The organism is Methylobacterium sp. CM6244, assembly GCF_054817885.1.
The window spans coordinates 4,801,590-4,822,670 of sequence record NZ_CM139247.1; the positions used below are offsets into that span (position 1 = coordinate 4,801,590).

Consider the following 21,081-nt stretch of genomic DNA (forward strand, 5'->3'; position numbering starts at 1 on the left):
GATTCGCGTCCCAAGGCCCGCCATGCACCATTTCCAGTATCGTGACGGCCGGCTGGCCGCCGAGGATGTCGACCTGACCGGCCTCGCGGCCGAAGTCGGCACGCCGTTCTATTGCTACTCCACGGCGACGCTCGAGCGGCATTACCGCGTCTTCGCCGAAGCCTTCGCGGGAGACGACGCCCTCGTTTGCTATGCGATGAAGGCGAATTCCAACCAGGCGGTACTCACCACCCTGGCCCGTCTCGGGGCGGGGATGGACATCGTCTCCGAGGGAGAGTTGCGGCGGGCGCTTGCCGCTGGCGTCGATCCGCAGCGGATCGTGTTCTCCGGCGTGGGCAAGACCCGCGAGGAGATGGCGGCGGCCCTGCATGCCGGCATCTACTGCTTCAACGTGGAGAGCGAACCGGAGCTCGAAACCCTGTCCGAGGTGGCCTCTTCTCTCGGGGCGACCGCTCCGGTCTCCGTCCGGGTCAACCCGGACGTGGATGCCGGGACCCATGCCAAGATCTCCACCGGAAAATCCGAGAACAAGTTCGGTATCCCCATCGGACGCGCGGCCGAGGTCTATGCCCGCGCCGCCTCCCTGCCGGGGATCGCCGTGTCCGGCGTCGACATGCATATCGGCAGTCAGATCACCGATCTCGCACCCTTCGCCCATGCGGCCGGGCTCCTGGCCGAATTGGCGCGCAGCCTGATGGCGCAGGGTCACCCCCTGCATCACATCGATTTCGGCGGCGGTCTCGGCATTCCCTATCGCGAGGACAACGCCCCTCCCCCGGAGCCCGCCGCCCTGGCGGATATCCTGCGCCCGCATTTCCGGCCCCTCGGCCTGCGCCCGGTCTTCGAGATCGGCCGCATGATCGCGGGCAATGCCGGCATCCTCGTGACCCGCGTCCTCTACGTGAAACGCACGGAGGGCCGGACCTTCGTCATCGTCGACGCGGCAATGAACGATCTGATCCGCCCGACACTCTACGAGGCCTACCACGCCCTTCGCCCGGTCATCGAGCCCGGTGCCGACACGCCCCGCCTCATCGCCGACGTGGTCGGGCCGGTCTGCGAGAGCGGCGACTATATCGCGCTGGCCCGGGATATCCCCGATGTCGCACCGGGCGACCTCGTCGCCGTGATGACCGCGGGCGCCTACGGGGCTGTCCAGGCCGGAACCTACAATACGCGCCGCCTCGTGCCAGAGGTTCTGGTGAGCGGCGACCGCGCCGCCATCGTCCGGCCGCGTCAGAGCTACGACGACCTCATCGGCCTCGACCGCGTGCCCGACTGGCTGCGGTCGGACTAAGCAGGTTTAGTAAAAGTGGTCACCGGTTTTGCGTTCCGAAACCTGCGACACTTCAAAGGCCTAAGCGAGGTGAAGCGTTGGCTCGCCAATGCGAACCTGCTTGGCCGCGCAGCCGCGATGCGGGTGGGCCGATTTGACCCGATCGCCGCGCGCCGCCACCATGCTAGGCTGACATGGCGGGATGCCTGGAGCATTCCCCGCCTCGGGAGCCCAAACAGAATGGACGAGGCCGACGCGACGACCTCCAAAGCGACCCAGATGACGGCGCCGAAGACGCCGGCAGCCCGAAGCCGGCTCGATCGGCTCGTGTCGCAATCGCAGGCCGCCGGATTGTGGGAACGTGCCTGGCCGCTCGTCTGGCGGGCGCTTGCCGTGGTCCTGGCTTTCCTCGCGGCCTCGTGGCTCGGGCTCTGGCTCGATCTGTCGCCGTTCTGGCGTATCGCCGGCCTCGCCGCCTTCGCCCTCGCCTTTCTCGCCGCTCTGGTGCCGCTGGTCCGCCTATCGCGCCCGAGCCGCCGCGAGGCACTGGCCCGCCTCGACCGTGACGCCGCCGACGGCGCTTCGTCCCACAATCCGGCCTCGGCCATCGAGGACACGCTCGCCGTCGGAACGACGGACCCGGCGACGCAGGCGCTTTGGGCGCTGCATCAGCGCCGCGCAGCCGAGGCCGTCTCCCGTTTGAGCGTCGGCCTGCCCCGTCCGGGCATGCCGCGCCGCGACCCCTTCGCCCTTCGCGCCGGCCTCGTCGTGGCGGCGTTGGCCAGCCTGTTCGTCGCAGGCCCGGAATGGCGCCAGCGCATCGGGAGCGCGTTCGACTGGCACGAGGCCGCCGGCCCGGGACCGAACTTTCGCGTCGATGGCTGGATCGATCCGCCGCTCTATACGAGGCTTCCGCCCCTCGTCGTCACGATGAGCGGGACCGAGCAGCGCCTGCGCGCACCGGTCAACTCGACGCTGATCGTCCGGATCGCCGGCCAGGGCGATGTCGTGCTGACGCCGAATGCGGGTTTCAAGCCTCTCCCCGGCAAGGAAGCGCGTCCCGACCTTCGTGAGGACCGTTTCCAGCTCGTCGGCGGCACCGCCGATCTCATCATCGCCGCGGGCTCGGCGCCCAAGCAGCATCTCATCGTCGAGACCATCCCGGACCTCGCCCCGGAAGTCCGGCGCGTCGGCGCCCTGGAGGTGAATGCGCGCGGCACCTTCAATCTGAGCTACCGCGCCAAGGACGATTACGGCATCGCTTCGGCCGACGGGATCGTCGAGCCCCTGACAGGCGGTCGCTCCCTGGTGCCCCTTCCGAAGATGCCCCTCGCTTTGCCCTCGGACGCGAGCGGCGAGACCGATACGAAGACCCTCGTGGACCTCACCGACAATCCCTGGTCGGGCGCGCGGATCCGGCTGACCATCGTGGTGAAGGACGAGGCCGGTCAGGAGGGGCGGACCGAGACGGCGGAGATCACGCTGCCGGCCCGGCCGTTCCGCGAGCCCCTGGCGCGCGCCCTGGCCGAGGAGCGTCGACGCCTCGTCACCGCTCCCGACGAAAGCCGGCGCCGGGTGCAGACCGCCCTCGACGCGCTGATGATCGCACCGGACCAGTTCACGCCGCAACCCTCGATCTTCCTCGGGTTGCGCACCGCGTCCCGCCGGCTCAAGGCGGCACGGACCGACGAAAACCTGATCGAGGTGGCCGACCTGCTGTGGGAGATGGCGCTCAAGATCGAGGATGGCGACCTCTCCGATGCGGAGAAGAGCCTGCGCGCTGCCCAGGACAGGCTGAAGGACGCCATCGACCGCAACGCGCCGGACGAGGAAATCAAGAAGCTGACGGAGGACCTGAAACAGGCCCTCGACAAGTTCATGAAGCAGATGGCCGAGCGCCAGCAGAAGCAGCCTCAGCAGCAGGGCGAGAAGGGCAAGTCGCAGCAGAACGCCAAGACCGTCACCCCGGACGATCTGAACAAGATGCTGAAGGACATGGAAGAGGCGATGAAGCGCGGCGACACCGCCGAGGCGCAACGCCTGCTCGAACAGCTGCGCAGCATCCTCGAGAACCTCCAGACCGCCGAGCCGGGAGCCAAATCCGACCCGAATGGCCGTGAGATGAGCAATCAGGCCGAGGAACTCGACAAGATGTCCCGCGAGCAGCAGGCGCTCCGCGACGAGACCTTCAAGGACGGCCAGAACAAGCGCGGCCAGCAGCCCGGGCAGAAGCAGGGCCAGAAGCCCCAGCGCGGCCAGCAGGGGCAGCAGCAGAATGGCGACCAGGGCCAGCAGGGCGGAGAGCAGGGCCAGCAAGGGCAACAGGGTCAGAAAGGCCAGAAGGGCGAGCAGGGCCAGGGTGGCGCCGGCGAACGCCAGCAGGCTTTGCGCCAGCGTCTCGAAGATCTGCAGAAGCGGATGAAGGAGCTCGGGATGCAGGGCGAGGAAGGCCTCGCCGATGCCGAAGAGGCGATGCGCGACGCCGAAGGCGCCCTCGGCGAGGGCAAGGAAGGCGATGCCGTCGACGCTCAGGGCCGCGCCCTCGATGGGCTCAAGCGCGGCGCGGACGGCATGCAGAAGCAGATGGAGGAGATGGCCCAGGGCGAGGGTGAAGGCGAGGGCGAGCAGGAGGGTGGCGAGAACCCGAGCCAGCAGGGGCAGGCCGGCAATCGTGACGACGATCCGCTCGGCCGTCCGACCAAGGGCCGCGACCTTTCCGACGGCCGTGGCAAGGTCCCGACCGCCGACGAATCCGCGGTTCAGCGCACGCGCCGGATCATGGAGGAGTTGCGGCGCAAGCTCGGCGATCCGAGCCGGCCCAGGGAAGAGCTCGACTATTTCGAGCGCCTGCTCCGGCGAAACTGATGGTCGCACCCGTTCCGCGGGTGCGATCCCCTGCCCTATGGGCTAGGGGATCGGCGGAGCCATATGGGCTCCGTCCCCCCGTTCCGAGCGCGAGCCTCCATGTCATCCAACACCCTGGTCCTCGTCGCCTGCCTCGCCGTGGCCGTCGTGCTGTTTCTCGGTCTCATCAACATGATGCGCGGGGGCAGCGCCAACCTGTCTCAGCGGCTGATGCGCCTCCGCGTACTGCTCCAGTTCTTGGCGATCATTTTCATCATGGGCGTCGTCTGGTGGCGCTCCGCCTGAGCAATCATCACATCTCGGTGAGTGTGGCGGCTGGGTCTCACCTCTCGTCTAAGACGATATCGGGACGGGATTACTGATCGTCCGGGCTGACACCAGCGTATTCCTGCGTGGTAGGAAGGTCGGGTTCACTTTGGATCCGTCATCGATGCAAGCCATCTGCTCTCGCCTGGTCGCCGGCATTCTCGCCCTGCCCGTCGTGTGTTCCGCCCAGGCCGCCGATCTCGGATCGCCGCCTCCCGCCGCGGCCTACGTCACGCCTGTCCAGCCGCTGAGCATCGTGTCCGAAGTGCGTATCGGCGGGGCCGTGCAGGATCCCGGCAGCGCCGAGAAGAACACCAACGCCATCAACGGCGAGATCCTGTTCTCCAAGCCGGTGGTGAGCCTCGATCCGTTCTGGCAGGCCTTCGTGCCGCGCCCGACCGTGGGCGGCAGCTACAATTTCGATGGTCGCACCAGCTTCGCCTATATCGGCGCGACCTGGACGGTGGACCTCTTCCCGCAGACCCTGAACAACCGGGTCTTCCTCGAAGGTTTCTTCGGCGCGGGCGCGCATAACGGTTATACCGGCCTGAAGGCCAACGCACCGGCGGGCTTCAACGCCCTGGGCTGCAACCCGCTCTTCCGCGAAGCGGCGGCGCTCGGCTATCGTCTGACCGAGCATTGGAGCATCATGGCCACCGTCGAGCACATGTCGAATGCCGGCCTGTGCCACGAGAATCGCGGCCTGACGAATTTCGGCGGCAAGATCGGCTACACGTTCTGAGCCCGATGCCCGGATCTGAGATCGGATAACCCTTGGTCACCCTGAACCGCATCTACACGCGCACCGGCGACAAGGGCTCCACGGCGCTCGCCAATGGCGAACGTCGCTCCAAGGCGGATCTGCGGGTCGAGGCCTACGGGACGGTCGATGAGACCAATGCCTGTATCGGTCTCGTCCGTCTCCACGCCGATATCGTCCTCGACGCGATGCTCGGCCGTATCCAGAACGATCTGTTCGACCTCGGGGCCGATCTCGCGACCCCGGAAAGCGACGAGCCGCCGGCCTACGAGCCTCTGCGTATCATCGCCAGCCAGGTGAAGCGGATCGAGGCGGATATCGACGTGCTCAACGCCGAGCTGTCGCCGCTGAAATCCTTCGTATTGCCCGGCGGTTCCGCGGCCTCAGCCGCGCTCCATCTCGCCCGTACGATCTGCCGCCGGGCCGAACGCCTGACGGTGGCCCTCGCCGCGGTGGAGGGCGAGCGCGTTTCGCCCGAGGCGCTGCAATACCTCAACCGCCTGTCGGACTTCCTTTTCGTGGCGAGCCGCACGGCCAATGCCAATGGAGCCGACGACGTGCTCTGGGTTCCAGGCAAGAACCGCTGAAGCGGGAAATCTGGTAGACCGCATACAAGCGAGCGTAAATTACGGATCGCATGTGTTCGACGCGGGGCTAGACTGTCGCACGCGTTGACAAGTCTGAAATCCCCCCGTTACGGTCCGCCGCTTCATTCCAAGAGGGTGCCCGGACCTTCGACCGCGTCGAAGGCCCCTCGCGCGCTGCGCCGGCCCTTGCCAAGAAAATCATTGGAGGATTGTGACCGCCATGAAGGTTCTGGTGCCCGTCAAGCGGGTCGTCGACTACAACGTCAAGATCCGCGTCAAGGCCGACGGTTCGGGCGTTGAACTCGCCAACGTCAAGATGTCGATGAACCCGTTCGACGAGATCGCCGTCGAAGAGGCGATCCGTCTGAAGGAGAAGGGCAAGGCGACCGAAATCGTCGCCGTGTCCATCGGTCCGCAGCAGGCGCAGGAGACCTTGCGCACGGCTCTCGCCATGGGCGCCGACCGGGCGATCTTGGTGAAGACGGACGGGCTCGTGGAGCCGCTGGCGGTGGCCAAGATCCTGAAGGCCGTCGTGGAGAAGGAGGCCCCCGGCCTCGTCATCCTCGGCAAGCAGGCCATCGACGACGATTCCAACCAGACCGGGCAGATGCTCGCCGCCCTGCTCGATTGGCCGCAGGGCACATTCGCGTTCAAGCTCGAATTCGGCGAGGGTTCGATCGACGTCACCCGTGAGGTCGATGGCGGCCTGCAGACCGTCACCCTCGCCCTGCCGGCGATCGTGACCACGGATCTGCGCCTGAACGAGCCGCGCTACGCGTCGCTGCCCAACATCATGAAGGCGAAGAAGAAGCCCCTCGAGGAGCTGAGCCCCGATGCGCTCGGCGTCGACGTGACGCCGCGGGTCAAGGTGCTGAAGACCGTCGAGCCGGCCGGACGCAAGGCGGGCATCAAGGTCGGCTCCGCGGCCGAACTGGTCCAGAAGCTGAAGGGCGAAGCCTCGGTCATCTGAGCTTCAGGCTCCGTCCACGCTCCGGCCGTCGCAGGATGGCCGGCGCCGGCCCACAATCCTTATCCTCGGCCGCAATCCGGCGCGACGCCGCGACGGATGCCAGGCCGCACCGCATATGAGGTTCGACGCATAGCATGGCCATTCTCCTCCTCATCGAGCACGATAACGGCGCCGTGCGCGACGCCAGCCTGAAGGCGCTCTCCGCCGCCAAGGAAATCGGCGGACCGATCCACGCCCTGGTCGCCGGTGCGGCGAGCCGCCCGGCAGCCGATGCCGCCGCCGCCCTCGACGGTGTCGAGAAGGTGCTGCTGGCCGAGGATGCCGCCTACGACCACGCTCTGGCCGAACCGACGGCGGCGCTGATCGTCTCTCTCGCTGGCGATTACGACGTGATCATCGCCGCCGCCTCCACCACCGGAAAGAACGTGCTGCCGCGCGTAGCCGCCCTTCTCGACGTGGCGCAGATCTCCGACATCATGAGCGTGATCTCGCCCGACACGTTCGACCGGCCGATCTATGCCGGCAACGCGATCCAGACCGTCCAGGCCGCCGAGGGCAAGAAGGTCATCACGGTCCGCATGGCGGCGTTCAAGGGCGCTGCCGCCGGGGGATCGACGGCTCCGGTGGAGCCCGTCACAGTGAGCGCGCCCGCTTCGTCCAAATCTACCTTCAAGGGCGAGGAGATCGCCCAGTCCGACCGGCCCGAACTGGCCGCCGCCAAGATCATCGTCTCGGGTGGCCGCTCGCTCGGCTCCTCGGACAAGTTCAAGGAGCTCATCGAGCCGCTGGCGGACGCTCTCGGCGCGGCCGTGGGTGCCTCGCGTGCCGCCGTCGACGCGGGCTACGCTCCGAACGACTGGCAGGTCGGCCAGACCGGCAAGGTCGTGGCGCCGGACCTCTACGTGGCGGTGGGCATCTCCGGCGCGATCCAGCATCTGGCCGGCATGAAGGATTCGAAGGTCATCGTCGCCATCAACAAGGACGAGGATGCGCCGATCTTCCAGGTGGCGGATTACGGCCTCGTCGGCGACCTGTTCCAGATCGTCCCCGAGCTTCAGGCCGAGATCGCCAAAGCCAAAGGTTGATCCGGACCGGATCAGAACGATGGAACTCCGCCGCAGCCATCCGCGGCGGAGTTCTTTTCCCATTTAAGCGCTTGCCCGGGCTGCACCTCAGCGAGAAAATGATCTAGGAATTTTGTGCGCCGCATTTCAATTGCGGCGCCAACGCCTCGATCGCTAGGCGGGCGTTCTGCGGCCGAACCGGCCGCGCCTCAGGGGTGCGAGTTCAAGCGATGGCCATCGAGATCAAGACCGTCGGAATCATCGGCGCCGGCCAGATGGGAAGCGGCATCGCCCATGTCTGCGCCATGGCCGGACTGGACGTGCGGCTGAACGACCGCGACACCGCCCGTATCCATAGCGGGCTCGCGACGATCGACGGCAATCTGGCGCGACAGGTCTCCAAGGGTACGATCACCGACGAGCAGAGGCGCAGCGGCGTCGCCCGTATTCAGGCCGCCGAGAGCTATGACGACCTCGCCCCCTGCGATCTCGTCATCGAGGCGGCGACGGAGGACGAGGCGACCAAGCGCCAGATCTTCACCGCCCTGTGCCCCTCTCTGAACCCCGACGCCATCGTGGCGACGAACACGTCGTCGATTTCGATCACCCGCCTCGCCGCCGCGACCGACCGGCCGGAGCGGTTCATCGGCATCCATTTCATGAATCCGGTCCCCGTCATGCAGCTCGTTGAGCTGATCCGGGGCATCGCGACGGCGGACCCGACCTACGTTTCGGCCAAGGCCTTCATCGCCAAGCTCGGCAAGACCTCCACCATGTCGGAGGATTTCCCGGCCTTCATCGTCAACCGCATCCTGCTGCCGATGATCAACGAGGCGATCTATACGCTCTATGAGGGCGTCGGCTCCGTGGAGGCCATCGACACCGCGATGAAGCTCGGTGCCAACCATCCGATGGGACCGCTGCAGCTGGCCGATTTCATCGGCCTCGATACCTGCCTGTCGGTGATGCAGGTGCTCTACGAAGGACTGGCGGATTCGAAGTACCGCCCCTGCCCGCTTCTGGTGAAATATGTCGAGGCCGGCTGGCTCGGCCGGAAGACGAAGCGCGGCTTCTACGATTATCGTGGAGAAGTCCCGGTTCCGACCCGCTGAGAGTAGGCGGAACGCGAAGGCTTAGGTCCCGAGTTGCGGTCGTAGCTCTTCAAGCAAAGACCTCTTGCGAGAGGTCCCACCGGATCAACAATGCTTCTTAAAGAAGACGCTACGGCTTCGAAGCGGATAGGTCCGCCGCAATGCCGTAGCGCGCTGTCGTCATTGCCGGTCGCTGGGACCGACATGATGTCTGGATTATTTCTGGCCGCCATTGGCCGAAGGTTGGGCCGGCGCCGGGTAGGCTGGGTTGCCAGCGGGAACGTTGCCGGTATTCGCCGACGAGGTTCCGTTTCCGGACCCGTTTACGGAGCCGGTGACCTGACCACGGGAGGCGTCCTGGCTCTGCGAGGCGTAGTCTTTCGGAGAGTTCGCACCCTGCCAGGTCATCAGACCGGTGATGGCGATGGCGAGGAGAACGAGGCTGCCGATCAGGACGTAGAGGACCGGCTTGCCCTTCTTGCCCTGACGCGCGTCCTGGCCGTCGAGTCGTTCTGCCATGGGATACCTTTCGAAGCTCGGCCGGGGACGGCCGTCATGTTCAACCTGAGACGCGGATGTCCCATTTGGTGGATTGAACGCGACGGCCGAGCTCCCTGTTCCGAGTCGATTGGCCCTGCTCGCGGCATATGACGCAAAAGCCGCAGCTACATCCAGGTTAAGCCCTGCGTCACCTCCCGGTCGTCAGCATGATCTTGCCGAGATGCGCACTGGATTCCATGAGCGCATGGGCCTCGGACGCCTTCTCCAAGGGGAAGGTGGCATGGATGATGGGCTTCATCCGGCCATCGGCGAGGAGGGGCCAGATGTCCCGGCGCAGGCCCTCGGCGATGGCCGCCTTCTCCGCTTTGGGACGCGCCCGCAGGGTCGCACCGGTGAAGGTGAGCCGCTTCATCATGATCGGCGTCATGCTGAAGCTCTCGACCTTGTAGCCCTGCATGAAGGCGATCTGCACGAGACGTCCCTCGATCGCCAGGGAGGCCAAGTTGCGGGCGAGGTAAGGTGCGCCCACCATGTCGAGGATGACATCGACGCCCTTGCCCTCGGTGAGGCGCTTGATCTCCTCGGCGAAATCCGCCTCCCGGTAATTGATCGCCTCGTCGGCGCCGAGCTCCTTGCAGAAGGCGCATTTCTCGGCGGATCCGGCGGTGGCGAAGACCCGCGCGCCGTGGAGCTTCGCCATCTGGATCGCCGTGGAGCCGATGCCGCTCGATCCGCCATGGACGAGGAAGCTTTCGCCCGACTTCAGCCGCCCGCGCTCGATGACGTTGCTGTAGACGGTGAAATAGGTCTCCGGCAGTCCGGCGGCCTCGATCAGCGAGAGCGGCGCCGGGCGCGGCAGGCATTGTCCGGTTTCGGCCACGGCGAATTCGGCGTAACCGCCGCTGATGGTGAGGGCGCAGACCTCGTCGCCGATGGCGAAACCCTCCGCCCCCTCGCCGAGGGCCGCGATCCGGCCGGCGACTTCGAGGCCCGGGATCTCGGTCGCCCCTTTCGGCGGCGGATACTTGCCTTCGCGCTGCTGGATGTCGGGCCGGTTCACGCCGGCCGACACGACCTCGATGAGCACCTGGCCGGGACCGGGCTGGGGCAGCGGCACCGTCTCGAGCGTCAGGACGTCCGGCCCACCTGCTCCCGCGAACCGGATCTGGCGCATGGTCTCGGGCAGGTCTGGGCTTGACGTCATCGCATCACATCTCCGGTTGGCGTGACCCGTCATGTGCGGCCGGAGGGCGGGTTGGCAAGGGCGCAGTTGGTAAGCGAGGAATGTCTCAGCGGGTGCCGTACATCCGGTCGCCGGCATCGCCGAGGCCTGGCACGATATAGCCGTGGTCGTTGAGGTGGCTGTCGATGGAGGCGGTCCAGACCGGCACGTCGGGATGCGTCGCCTGGAGCTTGGCGACGCCTTCCGGCGCGGCGAGGAGGCAGACGAAGCGCAGGTCGCGAGCGCCGCGCTGCTTCAAGAGGTCGATGGCCGCGATGGCCGAATTGGCCGTGGCGAGCATCGGGTCGAGGACGAGGACGGTGCGGTCGGCGAGGTCGGACGGCGCCTTGAAGTAATATTCCACCGCCTCCAGCGTCTCCGGGTCGCGATAGAGCCCGACATGGGCGACGCGCGCGGAGGGCACCAGCGACAGCATGCCGTCGAGGAAGCCGACGCCCGCGCGCAGGATTGGGGCGAGAACCAGCTTCTTTCCGGCGATCTGCGGTGCCTCCATCGCCTGGATCGGCGTCTCGATCGTCACCCGCTCCAGGGGAAGGTCGCGGGTGACCTCGTAGGCGAGGAGCATCCCGATCTCGTTGAGGATCTGGCGGAAGCCCTTGGTCGAGCGTTCCTTCTGGCGGAGCAGGGTCAGCTTGTGCTGGACCAGGGGATGGTCGACCACCGTGACCGTTGCGCGGATCTCCGCGCCGGGACCGTCCGTATTCGCCATCGCCTTCACTCCCCCGAGAACCGGCCCACCGCACCACGGACGGCACCGGACCGACCCCACGCTCTTTTGAACTCCTGCCCTTATGGCCCCCCGGGGCATGAAAATCCGATAAAGAAGCGCGGCCATGACGCGGTGGGGGGCGCGTCCCGGTCGTCGGAGCGATGCAAACAGGGTGGTCCGGATCGTCGATGAAACTTATCCGAAACAGTACGCCCATGAGCAAGTCCGCCCGTAACGACAGGGTCCGCTATCGCGCCACGTTCCTCAATACGCTCGGGGCGTCTCTGGTGATGGTCGGCTTCTTCCTGCCGGGGATGCGGCTCTACGAAGGGTTTGACCACCGCCTGTCCCGCTCCGAGGCGTGGAGCGTCTCGCTACGGTTCTTCCAGACCGAGCCGGGTGCGGTGAGCGTGACGGCGCTGATCGTCGGCTTCTGCCTGCACTTCATCGCCCTGCATCACCTGAAAAAACTGCAGGATTGATCTCGCCGCCGGACAAACGAAAAAGGGCTCCCGGCATCGCTGCCGGAAGCCCTCCCTGCCCCGAATGGGGGATCGGTCAGACGCTCTGCGTCGGGCCGCTATTGTTGCGCTTGGCCATGAAGGCGTCGAACTGCTCGCGGTCCTTGGCGCGCTTCAGTTCTTCCACGAACTCAGCGAAGGCGCGGCTCTCCTCCTGCAGCGCCTTGCGCTGGGCATTGAGCCGGTCGAGTTCGGCGCGGCGGTAATCGTCGAAGGCAAGGTTGCCGGTGCCGCGCAGGTCTGCGGCCTCGAACGCCTGGGCGAAGCGCGACTTGCGCATGCCCGCCTGCCAATCGGATCCGCGGCCGATCATGCCGCGCAGTTCGGACAATGCCGGGTAACCCGCCACCTTCCAGGCGATGTAGGCCGCCGCCAACGGCCACCAATAGAAGAACGCGACGACGACGGCGCCGATCTCGAAAGAGCGGCGGGGAAACGGACCGCTGCGGCAGGCTTTGCCGGTGGCCCAGGGAGAGGTCGAGGAAAAGCTCACGGCTCACAGCTCCGATGTTAATGTGAACCACATTTACTTGCGAATGCGACGTGGCGGTTTCAAGGGTCGTTTTCAGGACAGTGTCAGGCTGACGGTCGGGGGCGTCCCGCGCCATGGACGAGGGCCAGCACGCCGGCGCGTAGCAGCTCGTATTTGTCTGGCATTCCCGGCCCCTTCGGCAGATGTCCGGAAGCCGAGAGCGTGGCGAGCCCGTGCGAGAGGGCCCAGACTTCCAGGGCGACGAAACGAGGCTCGACTCCGCCGAATCCATCCGGAAACGTCGATTTCAGCGCTTCGAGCAGAAGGTCGAAGGGGCTGGGCCTGGGCGGGACGTCGGAGGCTGCAGAATCCGCTGCCATCGGTGCGCCACGCGTCTCGAAGATCGCGGCATAATAGCCGGGCTCTTCCTCGGCGAAGGCGAGATAGGCCTCGCCCATTCGGGTGAAGCGCTCGAGAGGTGTTCCGCGTGAGGTGAGGGAGCGTGCCAGACGCTCGGCGAGGTCGGTGAAGCCACGGCCGGCTACCTCCTCCAGCAGAGCTTCGCGACCCCGAAAATGACGATAGAGCGCGGCCGGGGTCACTCCGACGAGGCGTGCCGCATCGACCAGGGTGAAGCCGCCCACGCCGCGCTCGGCGATGAACCGGCGCGCCGCTTCGATCAGCGCCTCTTTGAGGTTGCCGTGATGGTAGCTGCGCCGGTCTCCCGGTCCTTCTCGCCAGGGTCGCACTGGATTCCATCCTCGGGCGATCGCCGGCCAGCGGCTGCACCTTTGCCGCGACTCTGCCGGGATGGCCCTCCCCTAACACGCGGAGCGAGCTTTTCGACCCTCCTCTGTCTACCCGTGGACAGAGATTTTCAAACGGCGATTGACAGGGACGATCCCACGAATTGTAATACTATTACATTACATAGTGGATTTCCGATGAGCCAGCGCGATCACCGTCTCCCCGTCACCGTCCTTTCCGGCTTCCTCGGTGCCGGCAAGACCACGCTGTTGAACCACATTCTCAACAACCGCGAGGGAAGACGCGTCGCCGTGATCGTCAACGACATGAGTGAGGTGAACATCGACGCCGCCCTGATCCGTGAGGGCAGCGCCAACCTCTCTCGCACCGACGAACGCCTGGTGGAGATGACCAATGGCTGCATCTGCTGCACGCTGCGGGACGACCTCCTGGCCGAAGTCCGGACGCTCGCGGAGGAAGGGCGGTTCGATTACCTCCTGATCGAAGGCACCGGCATCGCCGAGCCGCTGCCGGTGGCGAGCACCTTCTCGTTCCGCGACGAAGACGGGGCTGCGCTGAGCGACGTCGCCCGCCTCGACACCATGGTCACCGTGGTCGACGCGGTGAGTCTCCTGCGCGATTACGGTTCGACGGCGTTCCTTCGCGACCGGGGCGAGATTGCGGGCGAGGAGGATGCCCGGACCCTTGTCGACCTTCTCGTGGAGCAGATCGAGTTCGCCGATGTGGTCGTCCTCAACAAGGCCGGTGATGTCGGGGCGGATCAGCTCGCTTTGGTCCGCTCGGTGATACGCGGGCTCAATGCCGATGCCCGCATCGTCGAGGCCTCCCATGGCCGCGTCCCCCTCGATCGGGTTCTGGATACCGGCCTGTTCAGCGAGGAGAAGGCGCAGGAACACCCGCTCTGGTTCAAGGAGCTCTACGGCGCCGCCGATCACGTGCCCGAAACCGAGGAATACGGGATCGGCTCCTTCGTCTACCGGGCTCGCCGTCCCTTCGCGCCCGAGGCCTTCGATGCCTTCACCAAAACGACGTGGCCGGGCCTCATCCGCGCGAAGGGGCATTTCTGGCTGGCGACGCGCCCGGACTGGGTCGGTGAATTCTCCCTCGCCGGTGCCATCGCCTGGGTTTCCCCGATGGGGGCGTGGTGGGCCTGCGTACCGAAGGCCCGCTGGCCGGAGGATGCGGAGTGGCGCAGTCATCTGTCCCGGAACTGGAGCGAGCCCTGGGGCGACCGCCGCCAGGAACTCGTCTTCATCGGGACGGGTCTCGACCAGGCAGCGATCACCGCCGCACTCGACGCCTGTCTGGTCGGTTCCGAGGAGGTGACGCGGTTCGATCCGGCGCCCTACCGCGCCCTGCCCGATCCCTTTCCCGCCTGGCAGCGTGCCGCCGCCTGATGGCGTTCTTTTCACTCAAGGATGCCCGCGCCCGCTCGGCCGCACGGTCGGCCGATGCGGCGAGGCTGAAGGACGAGCTTCGCCTGGGTCTCGGGCTCGGCGAGGATGACGTCCTCGCCGTCAACGAAATCGCCTGTGGCGAGCCCGGCTGCGCCGATCGCGAGACCATCGTCCTGGTGATGCGGGTCGGCGAGCCGACGCGGGCGCTGAAGATCGCGCGTGGATTCGAGGCGGTCGTGGCCGACGACATCGCCCGGCTGGGCGAGGAAGAGGATGCCATGAGGCGGGAGGGCGCGGCCCCGCCCGGAGATTCCGCGCCTACAGTTTGAAGATCGATGATGCCCGGTCCAGCGCGGACTTCTTGCCCGTTCGGGCCGATTCCAGGCGCTCGATCTCGGCGCGCAGCAGGGCGATCCGCTCGGCGATCTCGTCGAGGGAGAGTGTGTCGAGGCTCTCGCCGATCGTATGGGAGACCGTGCGCTTCGGCCGGTCCGTGTCGTCGTCGCGCATGGCTTGTCCCCCTGTCTTCCGGCGCTCGCCTAACGGTCCCACCGCGAGACCGAGCGAACGTGCTGTTGAGTGCCGGCATATTGCTTGAGGAATGTCGTCATTTCCGACAGTTCCGGCGCTTTCGAGCGGAAGGTGACCGAGAGGGCCAGAAGCGTGTCGGCATGGTCGAGGCCGGGATAGATCCGCTCCTGCACCGGCACGCGCACCGCGCGCAGTCGCGCCGCGAGGCTCTGGGTATTCTGCGGACGGACGATGGTGTCGTTGCCGCCCGTGGCCAGGAATGCGGGCGGTGAATGAGGGCTGGCGAAGGTGATCGGCTGCGTCGCCGCCGGGTCGGGGGCCTGTCCGAACACGTCCCGTGAGGTGTCCTGGTCGAAAGGATGGAAGTCATAGGGGCCGGACAGACCGGCCACGGCCCGGATCACCTTCGGGTCGACGCCCGCCTTGCGCAGGTAGCGCGGATCGAGCCCGAGCATCAGGGCATTGTAGGCCCCGGCCGAATGGCCCGCGAGAACGATGCGGCGCGGGTCGCCGCCATATTCTGCGATGTTGTCGCGGACCCAGGCGATGGCGGCGGCGCCGTCATCGAGGAAGTCGGGGAACCGCACTTCCGGATAGACCCGGTAATCGGGGATGACGGTGACGAAACCCTGGGCCGCCAGGGCCTGACCGACGAATTCGTAATCGTCCTTCGCGCCCGATTTCCACGAGCCGCCATAGAAGAAGACCAGCACCGTCGCATCCGCCGCGCCGCCGACGGGCGTAAAGACATCAAGGCGTTGCCGCGGATGGGTGCCGAAGGCGGCGCTCTTCTGGGCGAGCCGGCCGCCCTGGTCTCGCGGGCCGACGGCATCGAAGAGGGCGAGGGGCGAACAGGCCGTGACCCCGAAGGCGGCCAGTGCGAGGCAGGCGAGAGTGGCGAAGGCGGCGAAGGCGCGGGTCATGCATCTCTCAAACGGGGAAACGAAGACCCGAATGACACGTGCCGCACGGCGGATTCATGACCGGAAAAAGGGTTTTTCGGATTCAGGTGCGCAGCACGATGCAGGCGCCGCCAACCTTCCGGATGCGGCCGCACAGGATATCGCCCGCCGCCCGGCTCTCGGCCGGGATGCGGATCCGGTAGAAGGCGCGCGTGCCGCGACTGCGCAGGCGCGTCCCGATGATCATCGGCCGCACCTCGCCGATCACCCCGGCATAGAGCTTCCGGGTGCGGGAGAAGCTCTGGAGCGCCAGGGATTTCGAGAAATTCCCGGCGAGCTGAATACCCCAGGGGGCGGCCGGCCCCTCGTTGCCGCCAAGGGCGAAGCGATCGCCGCGCGAGGGAATCCGCAAAGCGGCGGTGACCTGCAGGCAGGTCTTCGGCGCTTCCGCCGTCGATGCTTCCTTCTTGGGGGCATCAGACTCTCCCTCGGCTCCGTTGACGGCCGCGCCCCCCCGCCAATCCTCCGCCGGCGCGCCGGTGATCGCCATCACGTAGGCGCGTGTCTCGGCGGGCAGGCCGCCCGTTCCGGCGAGCCAGCCCGAGACCCGGCCCGCGCCGCCATTATAGGCCGCAGCCGCGAGGCCGAGATTGCCGAACTGGCGATTGAGATCGGCGAGGAGATGGGCGGCGTGGGGGATCGCCTGTTCGGGATCGAACGGGTCGGTCAGCCCGCGCTCGCGTGCCGTTCCCGGCATGAACTGCGCGACGCCCTGCGCACCGACCGGGCTCACGGCCGTGACGCGAAAACTGCTTTCCCGCCAGATCAGCCGCGTCAGGAACGGCACGGGCAGGCCGCGCACCCTGGCCGAATCCTCGATCAGGCGGCAGAGCGCCTGCTCCACGGTTTCCGTCGCCACCTCGGCCGAGGCCGGCGTGGCGGCGAGGAGACAACAGGCGAGGATCAGGCTGCGGAGGGATGTCACGGGGCGTTTGTAATGCGGTCTGGCGCCGGATCAATCGCCGTTCGCCGATCTCATCGCGCCGCGCTATAAGAACCTCGGCTTCCCCCAATCCGCGGACCCGGTGCCCTTCCCTCGATGACTGACACGCTGCTCGACGTCCAAGACCTGTCGGTCGCCTTTCGCTCGCGTGAGCGTGAGACGCTGGCGGTGGATCGCGTGAGCTTCACGATCCACAGGGGCGAGACGGTTGCCCTGGTGGGCGAGTCCGGGTCGGGCAAGTCGGTGACGGCCCTGTCGATCCTGCGCCTCCTCGATGGGAGCGCCGTCCATCCCGGCGGTCGCATCCTGTTCAAGGGACGGGACATTCTGGCCTTGCCGGAGCCGGAGCTGCGCAAGATCCGTGGTGCCGACATCACCATGGTGTTCCAGGAGCCGATGACCTCGCTCAATCCGCTGCACACGATCCAGCGGCAGATCGGTGAGGTTCTGGAGATTCATCGCGGCCTGTCCGGCCGCAAGGCCCGCGCCCGCATCCTCGAATTGCTCGAACTCGTCGGCGTCCGCGACGCCGAGCGGCGCATGGGCGCCTATCCGCACGAATTGTCCGGCGGCCAGCGCCAGCGCGTCATGATCGCCATGGCGCTCGCTTGCGAGCCGGACCTTCTGGTGGCGGACGAGCCGACCACCGCCCTCGACGTCACCGTCCAGGCGCAGATCCTCACGCTCCTGGCCGACCTGCAGAAGCGCCTCGGCATGTCGATGCTGTTCATCACCCACGATCTTGGCATCGTGCAGCGCATCGCCTCGCGGGTCTGCGTGATGCTCGCCGGCCGCATCGTCGAAGCGGGGCCGGTGGATGAGATCTTCGCCAGGCCCAAACACGAATATACCCAGCGCCTGCTCGCCTCCGAGCCGAAGGGGCGCGCCAACCCGGTGGCGGACGACGCTCCACGCCTGTTGGAAGCCGGCCCGCTCAAGGTGTGGTTCCCGGTCCGCGAGGGGCTTCTCCGGCGCACGACCTTCCACGTGAAGGCGGTGGATGGCGTGTCACTCGCCGTCCGCGAGGGGGAGACGATCGGGATCGTCGGGGAATCCGGATCGGGCAAGACCACTCTGGGGCTCGCCCTGCTGCGCCTCACCGGCAGCGAGGGTCCTATCGTCTTCCTCGGCCAATCCATTGCCGGGCTTGGCCCCGGACCGATGCGACCGTTCCGGCGCGACATGCAGGTGGTCTTCCAGGACCCTTACGGCTCGCTCTCGCCGCGCATGACGGTGGCCGACATCGTCGCCGAGGGCCTCGTCGTGCAGGGAGCGGTGAAGTCGCGCACCGAGCGGCGCGCCGTGGTCGCCAAGGCACTGACCGATGTCGGTCTCGATCCGGCGACGATGGATCGCTACCCGCACGAATTTTCCGGCGGCCAGCGCCAGCGCATCGCCATCGCCCGCGCCATGGTGCTGAAACCGCGCTTCGTCGTCCTCGACGAACCGACCTCGGCCCTCGACCGGTCGGTTCAGGCTCAGATCGTCACCCTGCTCCGCGACCTGCAGAAGGAGCGCAAGCTCGCCTACCTCTTCATCAGTCACGATCTCAAGGTCGTGCGTGCGCTGGCGAACTACGTGCTGGTGATGCAGAACGGCAAGGTCGTGGAGGAAGGCCCGGCGGAGGCCATCTTCGCCCGGCCGCAGACCGAGTACACGAAGGCCCTGTTCGCTGCCGCCTTCTATCTCAACAGCGCCACCACCGAAGACGTGGTCCCGGCCTGAACACGACGAGACCCATGGCGCGCGTCTTTCTCATCGTCCTCGATTCGGTCGGCATCGGCGGAGGGCCGGACGCTGCCCGCTACGGCGACGAGGGCTCGGACACGCTCGGCCATATCGCGGAATCCTGCGCCGCCGGGGCGGGCGATCGCGCGGGCCTGCGAGCCGGCCCCCTCGCTCTGCCGAACCTGACGCGTCTCGGCCTCGGTCTCGCCGCCGCGGGGGCGAGCGGCCGCATCCCGCCCGGGCTCGAGCCATCCGGTCCGGTCGATGGGGCCTACGGACATGCTGTCGAGACCGCGCCCGGCAAGGACACACCCTCCGGCCATTGGGAGATCGCGGGCGCCCCCGTCACCGAGGATTGGGGCTACTTTCCCGACAGGGTGCCGGCCTTCCCCACAGCCCTCATCCAAATGCTGATCGAACGGGGCGAACTCCCCGGTATCCTCGGTGATTGCCACGCCGCCGGTATCCCGATCGTCGAGCGTCTCGGGGCAGAGCACGTCCGGACGGGCAAGCCGATCTGCTACACCTCGGCCGACAGCGTCTTCCAGATCGCCGCTCACGAGGAGACGTTCGGGTTGGACCGGCTCTACGAGCTCTGTCGGATCGCCCGCGAGATCTGCGACCCCTACCGGATCGGCCGGGTCATCGCCCGTCCCTTCCTCGGCTCGGAGGAAACTGGTTTCCGGCGTACCCCGAACCGCAAGGATTTCGCCACGCAGCCGCCGGGCGAAACCCTCCTCGACCGCCTGAGCGAGCGGGGACGCCCTGTGGTCAGCGTCGGCAAGATCGGCGACATCTTCGCCCACCGCGCCACGGGCCGCGAGATCAAGGCCGCCGGCAACGTTGCCTGCCTCGATGCGGCGCTGGCCGCGTTCCGCACCCTCCCCGAGGGCGGGCTGGTCTTCCTGAACCTGGTCGATTTCGACACGGAATACGGCCACCGCCGCGATGTGCCCGGCTACGCCGCCGAGCTGGAGCGCTTCGATGCGCGCGTGCCCGAGATCCATGCGGTGCTCGAAGAGGGCGATGTCTGCATCGTCACCGCCGACCACGGCAACGACCCGACATGGTCGGGGACGGAGCATACCCGCGAGCAGGTGCCAGTCCTGGCCTTCGGTCCCGGTCTCGCCGCCCGGTCACTCGGGCGTAGGGAGAGCTTCGCGGATATCGGAGCCTCCATCGCCAGCCATCTCGACGTCGGCGAATTGGGACGCGGCACGTCGTGGTGGTGAGGCGGTCCCGCCCGAACCGGGTGGGATCGAAACTCAGACCTCCCAGGTCTCTTCGACCTCGGGCGGGATCGGCCTCGGGCGGCGGTCGCTGCCGATGGCGACGAAGGTGAACAGGCCTTCCGTCACCTTCATCGTAGTCTCGCTCTCGCGTTCGCGGCGCCAGACCTCGACCTGGATGCGGAGCGAGGTGCGGCCGACCTTCACGATCCAGGCATAGATGCTGACCTCGTCGCCGACGATGACCGGGCGATGGAAGGTCATGGCATCCACGGATATCGTGGCGCAGCGGCCCCGCGCGCGACGAGCGGCGACGTTGCCCGCCGCCAGATCCATCTGCCCCATCAGCCATCCGCCGAAAATATCCCCGGCCGGATTGGTGTCCGCGGGCATCGCGATCGTGCGCACCACGGGGGAGCCGCGGTCGGTGGGCTGTCGTGGCTCGGAAACATCGGTCGACATGGGGTGGTGCGGTCTCTTGTGATCTCGGTTCTGCCAATGCAAGCGGCGCGCCGCCTGTGTCGTCCTGTCACATCCGGCCGGGCGCGAACAGGTGACCCGCTTGAAGGGTAACGGCGGTCGTCACGCCTTCCTCACAGTCCGGACCGTCCCGTTCCTCCCGGCGGCGGCGAAGGCGGGCGCCTGCGCAGCATCACCGCCCCGCCCGCCAGCAGCGCGATGCAGAGCAGGGCGTAGGGCAGGCCCAACAGCAGCAGGAAGAAGCCGGCACTCGCCTCGCCACCGCTGGCACCACCGGAATCCCGGTCGAGAAGCCAGCCCAGGACGCCCGTGATCGCCAGGAGGACGATGCCGTTCAGCAGGATGGCTCCCCCGACGGCGAGGCAGCCCCAGCCTATGCGTCGACGCTCATCGCCCACGCGGGCAAGGAGAAGCGTCACGGCGATCACCACGCTGGCCTGAAGACCGATGGCGAGGAAGGGGAGCATGTCTACCGCCGGTCCCGGCCAGGTTATGGCGGCATCCCGCATGCCCGGGTTGGGCCGGACCATCATACCGATGAGGGCCGTCAGGGCGGGAAAGATCACCCCGCCGATCGCCCAGCCCACGAACAGGCCGAAGACGCTACTGATGGCCCATCGCCGGGTGTTCGGGTTCATGCCGTCACTTCCTGCGGCCGGGCAAACACGATTGGCCCCG

23 protein-coding genes are annotated in these 21,081 nt (G+C 67.1%); 13 read left to right on the forward strand and 10 right to left on the reverse strand.

Going from position 1 to position 21,081, the window contains the following annotated elements:
* Positions 1–22 precede the first annotated feature (22 nt).
* The 8 genes from lysA (at position 23) to ACYQML_RS22615 (ending at position 8,940) form a co-directional block, all read left to right on the forward strand.
* On the forward strand, positions 23–1,297 hold the full coding sequence (lysA, locus tag ACYQML_RS22580) for a diaminopimelate decarboxylase (protein WP_461222759.1): 1,275 nt from the start codon (positions 23–25) through the stop codon (positions 1,295–1,297).
* A gap of 219 nt (positions 1,298–1,516) precedes the next feature.
* Entirely contained in the window at positions 1,517–4,141 is a 2,625-nt protein-coding gene (locus tag ACYQML_RS22585) for a TIGR02302 family protein (protein WP_461234094.1), read from the forward strand.
* Positions 4,142–4,240: 99 nt separating this feature from the next.
* Positions 4,241–4,426 carry a twin transmembrane helix small protein gene (locus ACYQML_RS22590; protein ID WP_056424872.1) on the forward strand — a complete coding sequence of 62 codons (186 nt, stop codon included), beginning with the start codon at positions 4,241–4,243 and terminating at the stop codon, positions 4,424–4,426.
* A gap of 145 nt (positions 4,427–4,571) precedes the next feature.
* Entirely contained in the window at positions 4,572–5,189 is a 618-nt protein-coding gene (locus ACYQML_RS22595) for an acyloxyacyl hydrolase (protein WP_056424869.1), read from the forward strand.
* A gap of 32 nt (positions 5,190–5,221) precedes the next feature.
* Complete coding sequence (locus ACYQML_RS22600; protein WP_461222757.1) at positions 5,222–5,794, forward strand: cob(I)yrinic acid a,c-diamide adenosyltransferase; 573 nt, start codon at positions 5,222–5,224, stop codon at positions 5,792–5,794.
* A gap of 220 nt (positions 5,795–6,014) precedes the next feature.
* Positions 6,015–6,764: an electron transfer flavoprotein subunit beta/FixA family protein gene (locus ACYQML_RS22605; protein ID WP_056258098.1), complete on the forward strand. Its 750-nt coding sequence runs from the start codon at positions 6,015–6,017 to the stop codon at positions 6,762–6,764.
* Positions 6,765–6,898: 134 nt separating this feature from the next.
* Positions 6,899–7,849, forward strand: a complete 951-nt coding sequence (locus tag ACYQML_RS22610; protein WP_461222756.1) for an electron transfer flavoprotein subunit alpha/FixB family protein — start codon at positions 6,899–6,901, stop codon at positions 7,847–7,849.
* A 209-nt stretch (positions 7,850–8,058) separates the two neighbouring features.
* Complete coding sequence (locus ACYQML_RS22615) at positions 8,059–8,940, forward strand: 3-hydroxybutyryl-CoA dehydrogenase (protein ID WP_207412617.1); 882 nt, start codon at positions 8,059–8,061, stop codon at positions 8,938–8,940.
* A gap of 195 nt (positions 8,941–9,135) precedes the next feature.
* Here the strand turns inward: ACYQML_RS22615 and ACYQML_RS22620 are convergent, their stop codons facing one another.
* The 3 genes from ACYQML_RS22620 to upp form a co-directional block, all read right to left on the reverse strand.
* A complete protein-coding gene (locus ACYQML_RS22620) occupies positions 9,136–9,438 on the reverse strand; it encodes a flagellar basal body-associated FliL family protein (RefSeq protein ID WP_056424851.1) in 303 nt (100 codons plus the stop codon).
* A 169-nt stretch (positions 9,439–9,607) separates the two neighbouring features.
* The gene (locus ACYQML_RS22625) at positions 9,608–10,624 is read right to left on the reverse strand and encodes an NAD(P)H-quinone oxidoreductase (RefSeq protein WP_461222755.1); all 1,017 of its coding nucleotides are present in this window, start codon (positions 10,622–10,624) and stop codon (positions 9,608–9,610) included.
* An 85-nt stretch (positions 10,625–10,709) separates the two neighbouring features.
* On the reverse strand, positions 10,710–11,372 hold the full coding sequence (gene upp / locus ACYQML_RS22630) for a uracil phosphoribosyltransferase (RefSeq protein ID WP_461222753.1): 663 nt from the start codon (positions 11,370–11,372) through the stop codon (positions 10,710–10,712).
* A 215-nt stretch (positions 11,373–11,587) separates the two neighbouring features.
* Here upp and ACYQML_RS22635 point away from each other — a divergent pair, with 215 nt between their 5' ends.
* Positions 11,588–11,854: a hypothetical protein gene (locus tag ACYQML_RS22635; RefSeq protein ID WP_419952271.1), complete on the forward strand. Its 267-nt coding sequence runs from the start codon at positions 11,588–11,590 to the stop codon at positions 11,852–11,854.
* A gap of 76 nt (positions 11,855–11,930) precedes the next feature.
* Here ACYQML_RS22635 and ACYQML_RS22640 read toward each other — a convergent pair whose 3' ends face one another.
* Both ACYQML_RS22640 and ACYQML_RS22645 read right to left on the reverse strand, forming a co-directional pair.
* Positions 11,931–12,386 carry a DUF2852 domain-containing protein gene (locus ACYQML_RS22640; RefSeq protein ID WP_056424840.1) on the reverse strand — a complete coding sequence of 152 codons (456 nt, stop codon included), beginning with the start codon at positions 12,384–12,386 and terminating at the stop codon, positions 11,931–11,933.
* 83 nt (positions 12,387–12,469) lie between these two features.
* Complete coding sequence (locus ACYQML_RS22645) at positions 12,470–13,114, reverse strand: TetR/AcrR family transcriptional regulator (RefSeq protein ID WP_056424838.1); 645 nt, start codon at positions 13,112–13,114, stop codon at positions 12,470–12,472.
* A 195-nt stretch (positions 13,115–13,309) separates the two neighbouring features.
* Here ACYQML_RS22645 and zigA point away from each other — a divergent pair, with 195 nt between their 5' ends.
* Both zigA and ACYQML_RS22655 read left to right on the forward strand, forming a co-directional pair.
* Complete coding sequence (gene zigA / locus ACYQML_RS22650; RefSeq protein ID WP_461234095.1) at positions 13,310–14,530, forward strand: zinc metallochaperone GTPase ZigA; 1,221 nt, start codon at positions 13,310–13,312, stop codon at positions 14,528–14,530.
* Positions 14,530–14,859 carry a hypothetical protein gene (locus ACYQML_RS22655; protein WP_461234096.1) on the forward strand — a complete coding sequence of 110 codons (330 nt, stop codon included), beginning with the start codon at positions 14,530–14,532 and terminating at the stop codon, positions 14,857–14,859. Before zigA ends, ACYQML_RS22655 begins: the two co-directional genes overlap by 1 nt.
* Here ACYQML_RS22655 and ACYQML_RS22660 read toward each other — a convergent pair.
* The 3 genes from ACYQML_RS22660 to ACYQML_RS22670 all read right to left on the reverse strand — a co-directional run bounded on the left by ACYQML_RS22660 (position 14,849) and on the right by ACYQML_RS22670 (position 16,948).
* The gene (locus ACYQML_RS22660) at positions 14,849–15,040 is read right to left on the reverse strand and encodes a DUF1192 domain-containing protein (protein ID WP_207412625.1); all 192 of its coding nucleotides are present in this window, start codon (positions 15,038–15,040) and stop codon (positions 14,849–14,851) included. The genes ACYQML_RS22655 and ACYQML_RS22660 overlap by 11 nt on opposite strands.
* Before the next feature lie 29 nt (positions 15,041–15,069).
* Entirely contained in the window at positions 15,070–15,984 is a 915-nt protein-coding gene (locus tag ACYQML_RS22665; RefSeq protein WP_461234097.1) for an alpha/beta hydrolase, read from the reverse strand.
* A gap of 82 nt (positions 15,985–16,066) precedes the next feature.
* A complete protein-coding gene (locus ACYQML_RS22670) occupies positions 16,067–16,948 on the reverse strand; it encodes a lytic transglycosylase domain-containing protein (protein WP_461234098.1) in 882 nt (293 codons plus the stop codon).
* 114 nt (positions 16,949–17,062) lie between these two features.
* On the opposite strand from ACYQML_RS22670, the gene ACYQML_RS22675 reads away from it, so the two are divergent.
* Together ACYQML_RS22675 and ACYQML_RS22680 are read left to right on the forward strand one after the other, a co-directional pair.
* Positions 17,063–18,691 (forward strand): ABC transporter ATP-binding protein, encoded by a 1,629-nt coding sequence (locus ACYQML_RS22675; protein WP_461234099.1) that lies wholly within the window; start codon positions 17,063–17,065, stop codon positions 18,689–18,691.
* Positions 18,692–18,705: 14 nt separating this feature from the next.
* Positions 18,706–19,926: a phosphopentomutase gene (locus ACYQML_RS22680; RefSeq protein ID WP_461234100.1), complete on the forward strand. Its 1,221-nt coding sequence runs from the start codon at positions 18,706–18,708 to the stop codon at positions 19,924–19,926.
* A 33-nt stretch (positions 19,927–19,959) separates the two neighbouring features.
* Here the strand turns inward: ACYQML_RS22680 and ACYQML_RS22685 are convergent, their stop codons facing one another.
* On the reverse strand, positions 19,960–20,385 hold the full coding sequence (locus ACYQML_RS22685; protein WP_311274889.1) for an acyl-CoA thioesterase: 426 nt from the start codon (positions 20,383–20,385) through the stop codon (positions 19,960–19,962).
* Positions 20,386–20,516: 131 nt separating this feature from the next.
* Positions 20,517–21,041 (reverse strand): hypothetical protein, encoded by a 525-nt coding sequence (locus ACYQML_RS22690; protein ID WP_461234101.1) that lies wholly within the window; start codon positions 21,039–21,041, stop codon positions 20,517–20,519.
* Positions 21,042–21,081: the final 40 nt, after the last annotated feature.

Bases quoted from the DNA above. Each gene is read 5' to 3' on its own strand.
- lysA (WP_461222759.1), top strand. From the start codon at position 23: ATGCACCATTTCCAGTATCGTGACGGCCGGCTGGCCGCCGAGGATGTC.
- ACYQML_RS22585 (WP_461234094.1), top strand. From the start codon at position 1,517: ATGGACGAGGCCGACGCGACGACCTCCAAAGCGACCCAGATGACGGCG.
- ACYQML_RS22590 (WP_056424872.1), top strand. From the start codon at position 4,241: ATGTCATCCAACACCCTGGTCCTCGTCGCCTGCCTCGCCGTGGCCGTC.
- ACYQML_RS22595 (WP_056424869.1), top strand. From the start codon at position 4,572: ATGCAAGCCATCTGCTCTCGCCTGGTCGCCGGCATTCTCGCCCTGCCC.
- ACYQML_RS22605 (WP_056258098.1), top strand. From the start codon at position 6,015: ATGAAGGTTCTGGTGCCCGTCAAGCGGGTCGTCGACTACAACGTCAAG.
- ACYQML_RS22610 (WP_461222756.1), top strand. From the start codon at position 6,899: ATGGCCATTCTCCTCCTCATCGAGCACGATAACGGCGCCGTGCGCGAC.
- ACYQML_RS22615 (WP_207412617.1), top strand. From the start codon at position 8,059: ATGGCCATCGAGATCAAGACCGTCGGAATCATCGGCGCCGGCCAGATG.
- ACYQML_RS22620 (WP_056424851.1), bottom strand. From the start codon at position 9,438: ATGGCAGAACGACTCGACGGCCAGGACGCGCGTCAGGGCAAGAAGGGC.
- ACYQML_RS22625 (WP_461222755.1), bottom strand. From the start codon at position 10,624: ATGACGTCAAGCCCAGACCTGCCCGAGACCATGCGCCAGATCCGGTTC.
- upp (WP_461222753.1), bottom strand. From the start codon at position 11,372: ATGGCGAATACGGACGGTCCCGGCGCGGAGATCCGCGCAACGGTCACG.
- ACYQML_RS22635 (WP_419952271.1), top strand. From the start codon at position 11,588: ATGAGCAAGTCCGCCCGTAACGACAGGGTCCGCTATCGCGCCACGTTC.
- zigA (WP_461234095.1), top strand. From the start codon at position 13,310: ATGAGCCAGCGCGATCACCGTCTCCCCGTCACCGTCCTTTCCGGCTTC.
- ACYQML_RS22655 (WP_461234096.1), top strand. From the start codon at position 14,530: ATGGCGTTCTTTTCACTCAAGGATGCCCGCGCCCGCTCGGCCGCACGG.
- ACYQML_RS22660 (WP_207412625.1), bottom strand. From the start codon at position 15,040: ATGCGCGACGACGACACGGACCGGCCGAAGCGCACGGTCTCCCATACG.
- ACYQML_RS22665 (WP_461234097.1), bottom strand. From the start codon at position 15,984: ATGACCCGCGCCTTCGCCGCCTTCGCCACTCTCGCCTGCCTCGCACTG.
- ACYQML_RS22675 (WP_461234099.1), top strand. From the start codon at position 17,063: ATGACTGACACGCTGCTCGACGTCCAAGACCTGTCGGTCGCCTTTCGC.
- ACYQML_RS22680 (WP_461234100.1), top strand. From the start codon at position 18,706: ATGGCGCGCGTCTTTCTCATCGTCCTCGATTCGGTCGGCATCGGCGGA.
- ACYQML_RS22685 (WP_311274889.1), bottom strand. From the start codon at position 20,385: ATGTCGACCGATGTTTCCGAGCCACGACAGCCCACCGACCGCGGCTCC.
- ACYQML_RS22690 (WP_461234101.1), bottom strand. From the start codon at position 21,041: ATGAACCCGAACACCCGGCGATGGGCCATCAGTAGCGTCTTCGGCCTG.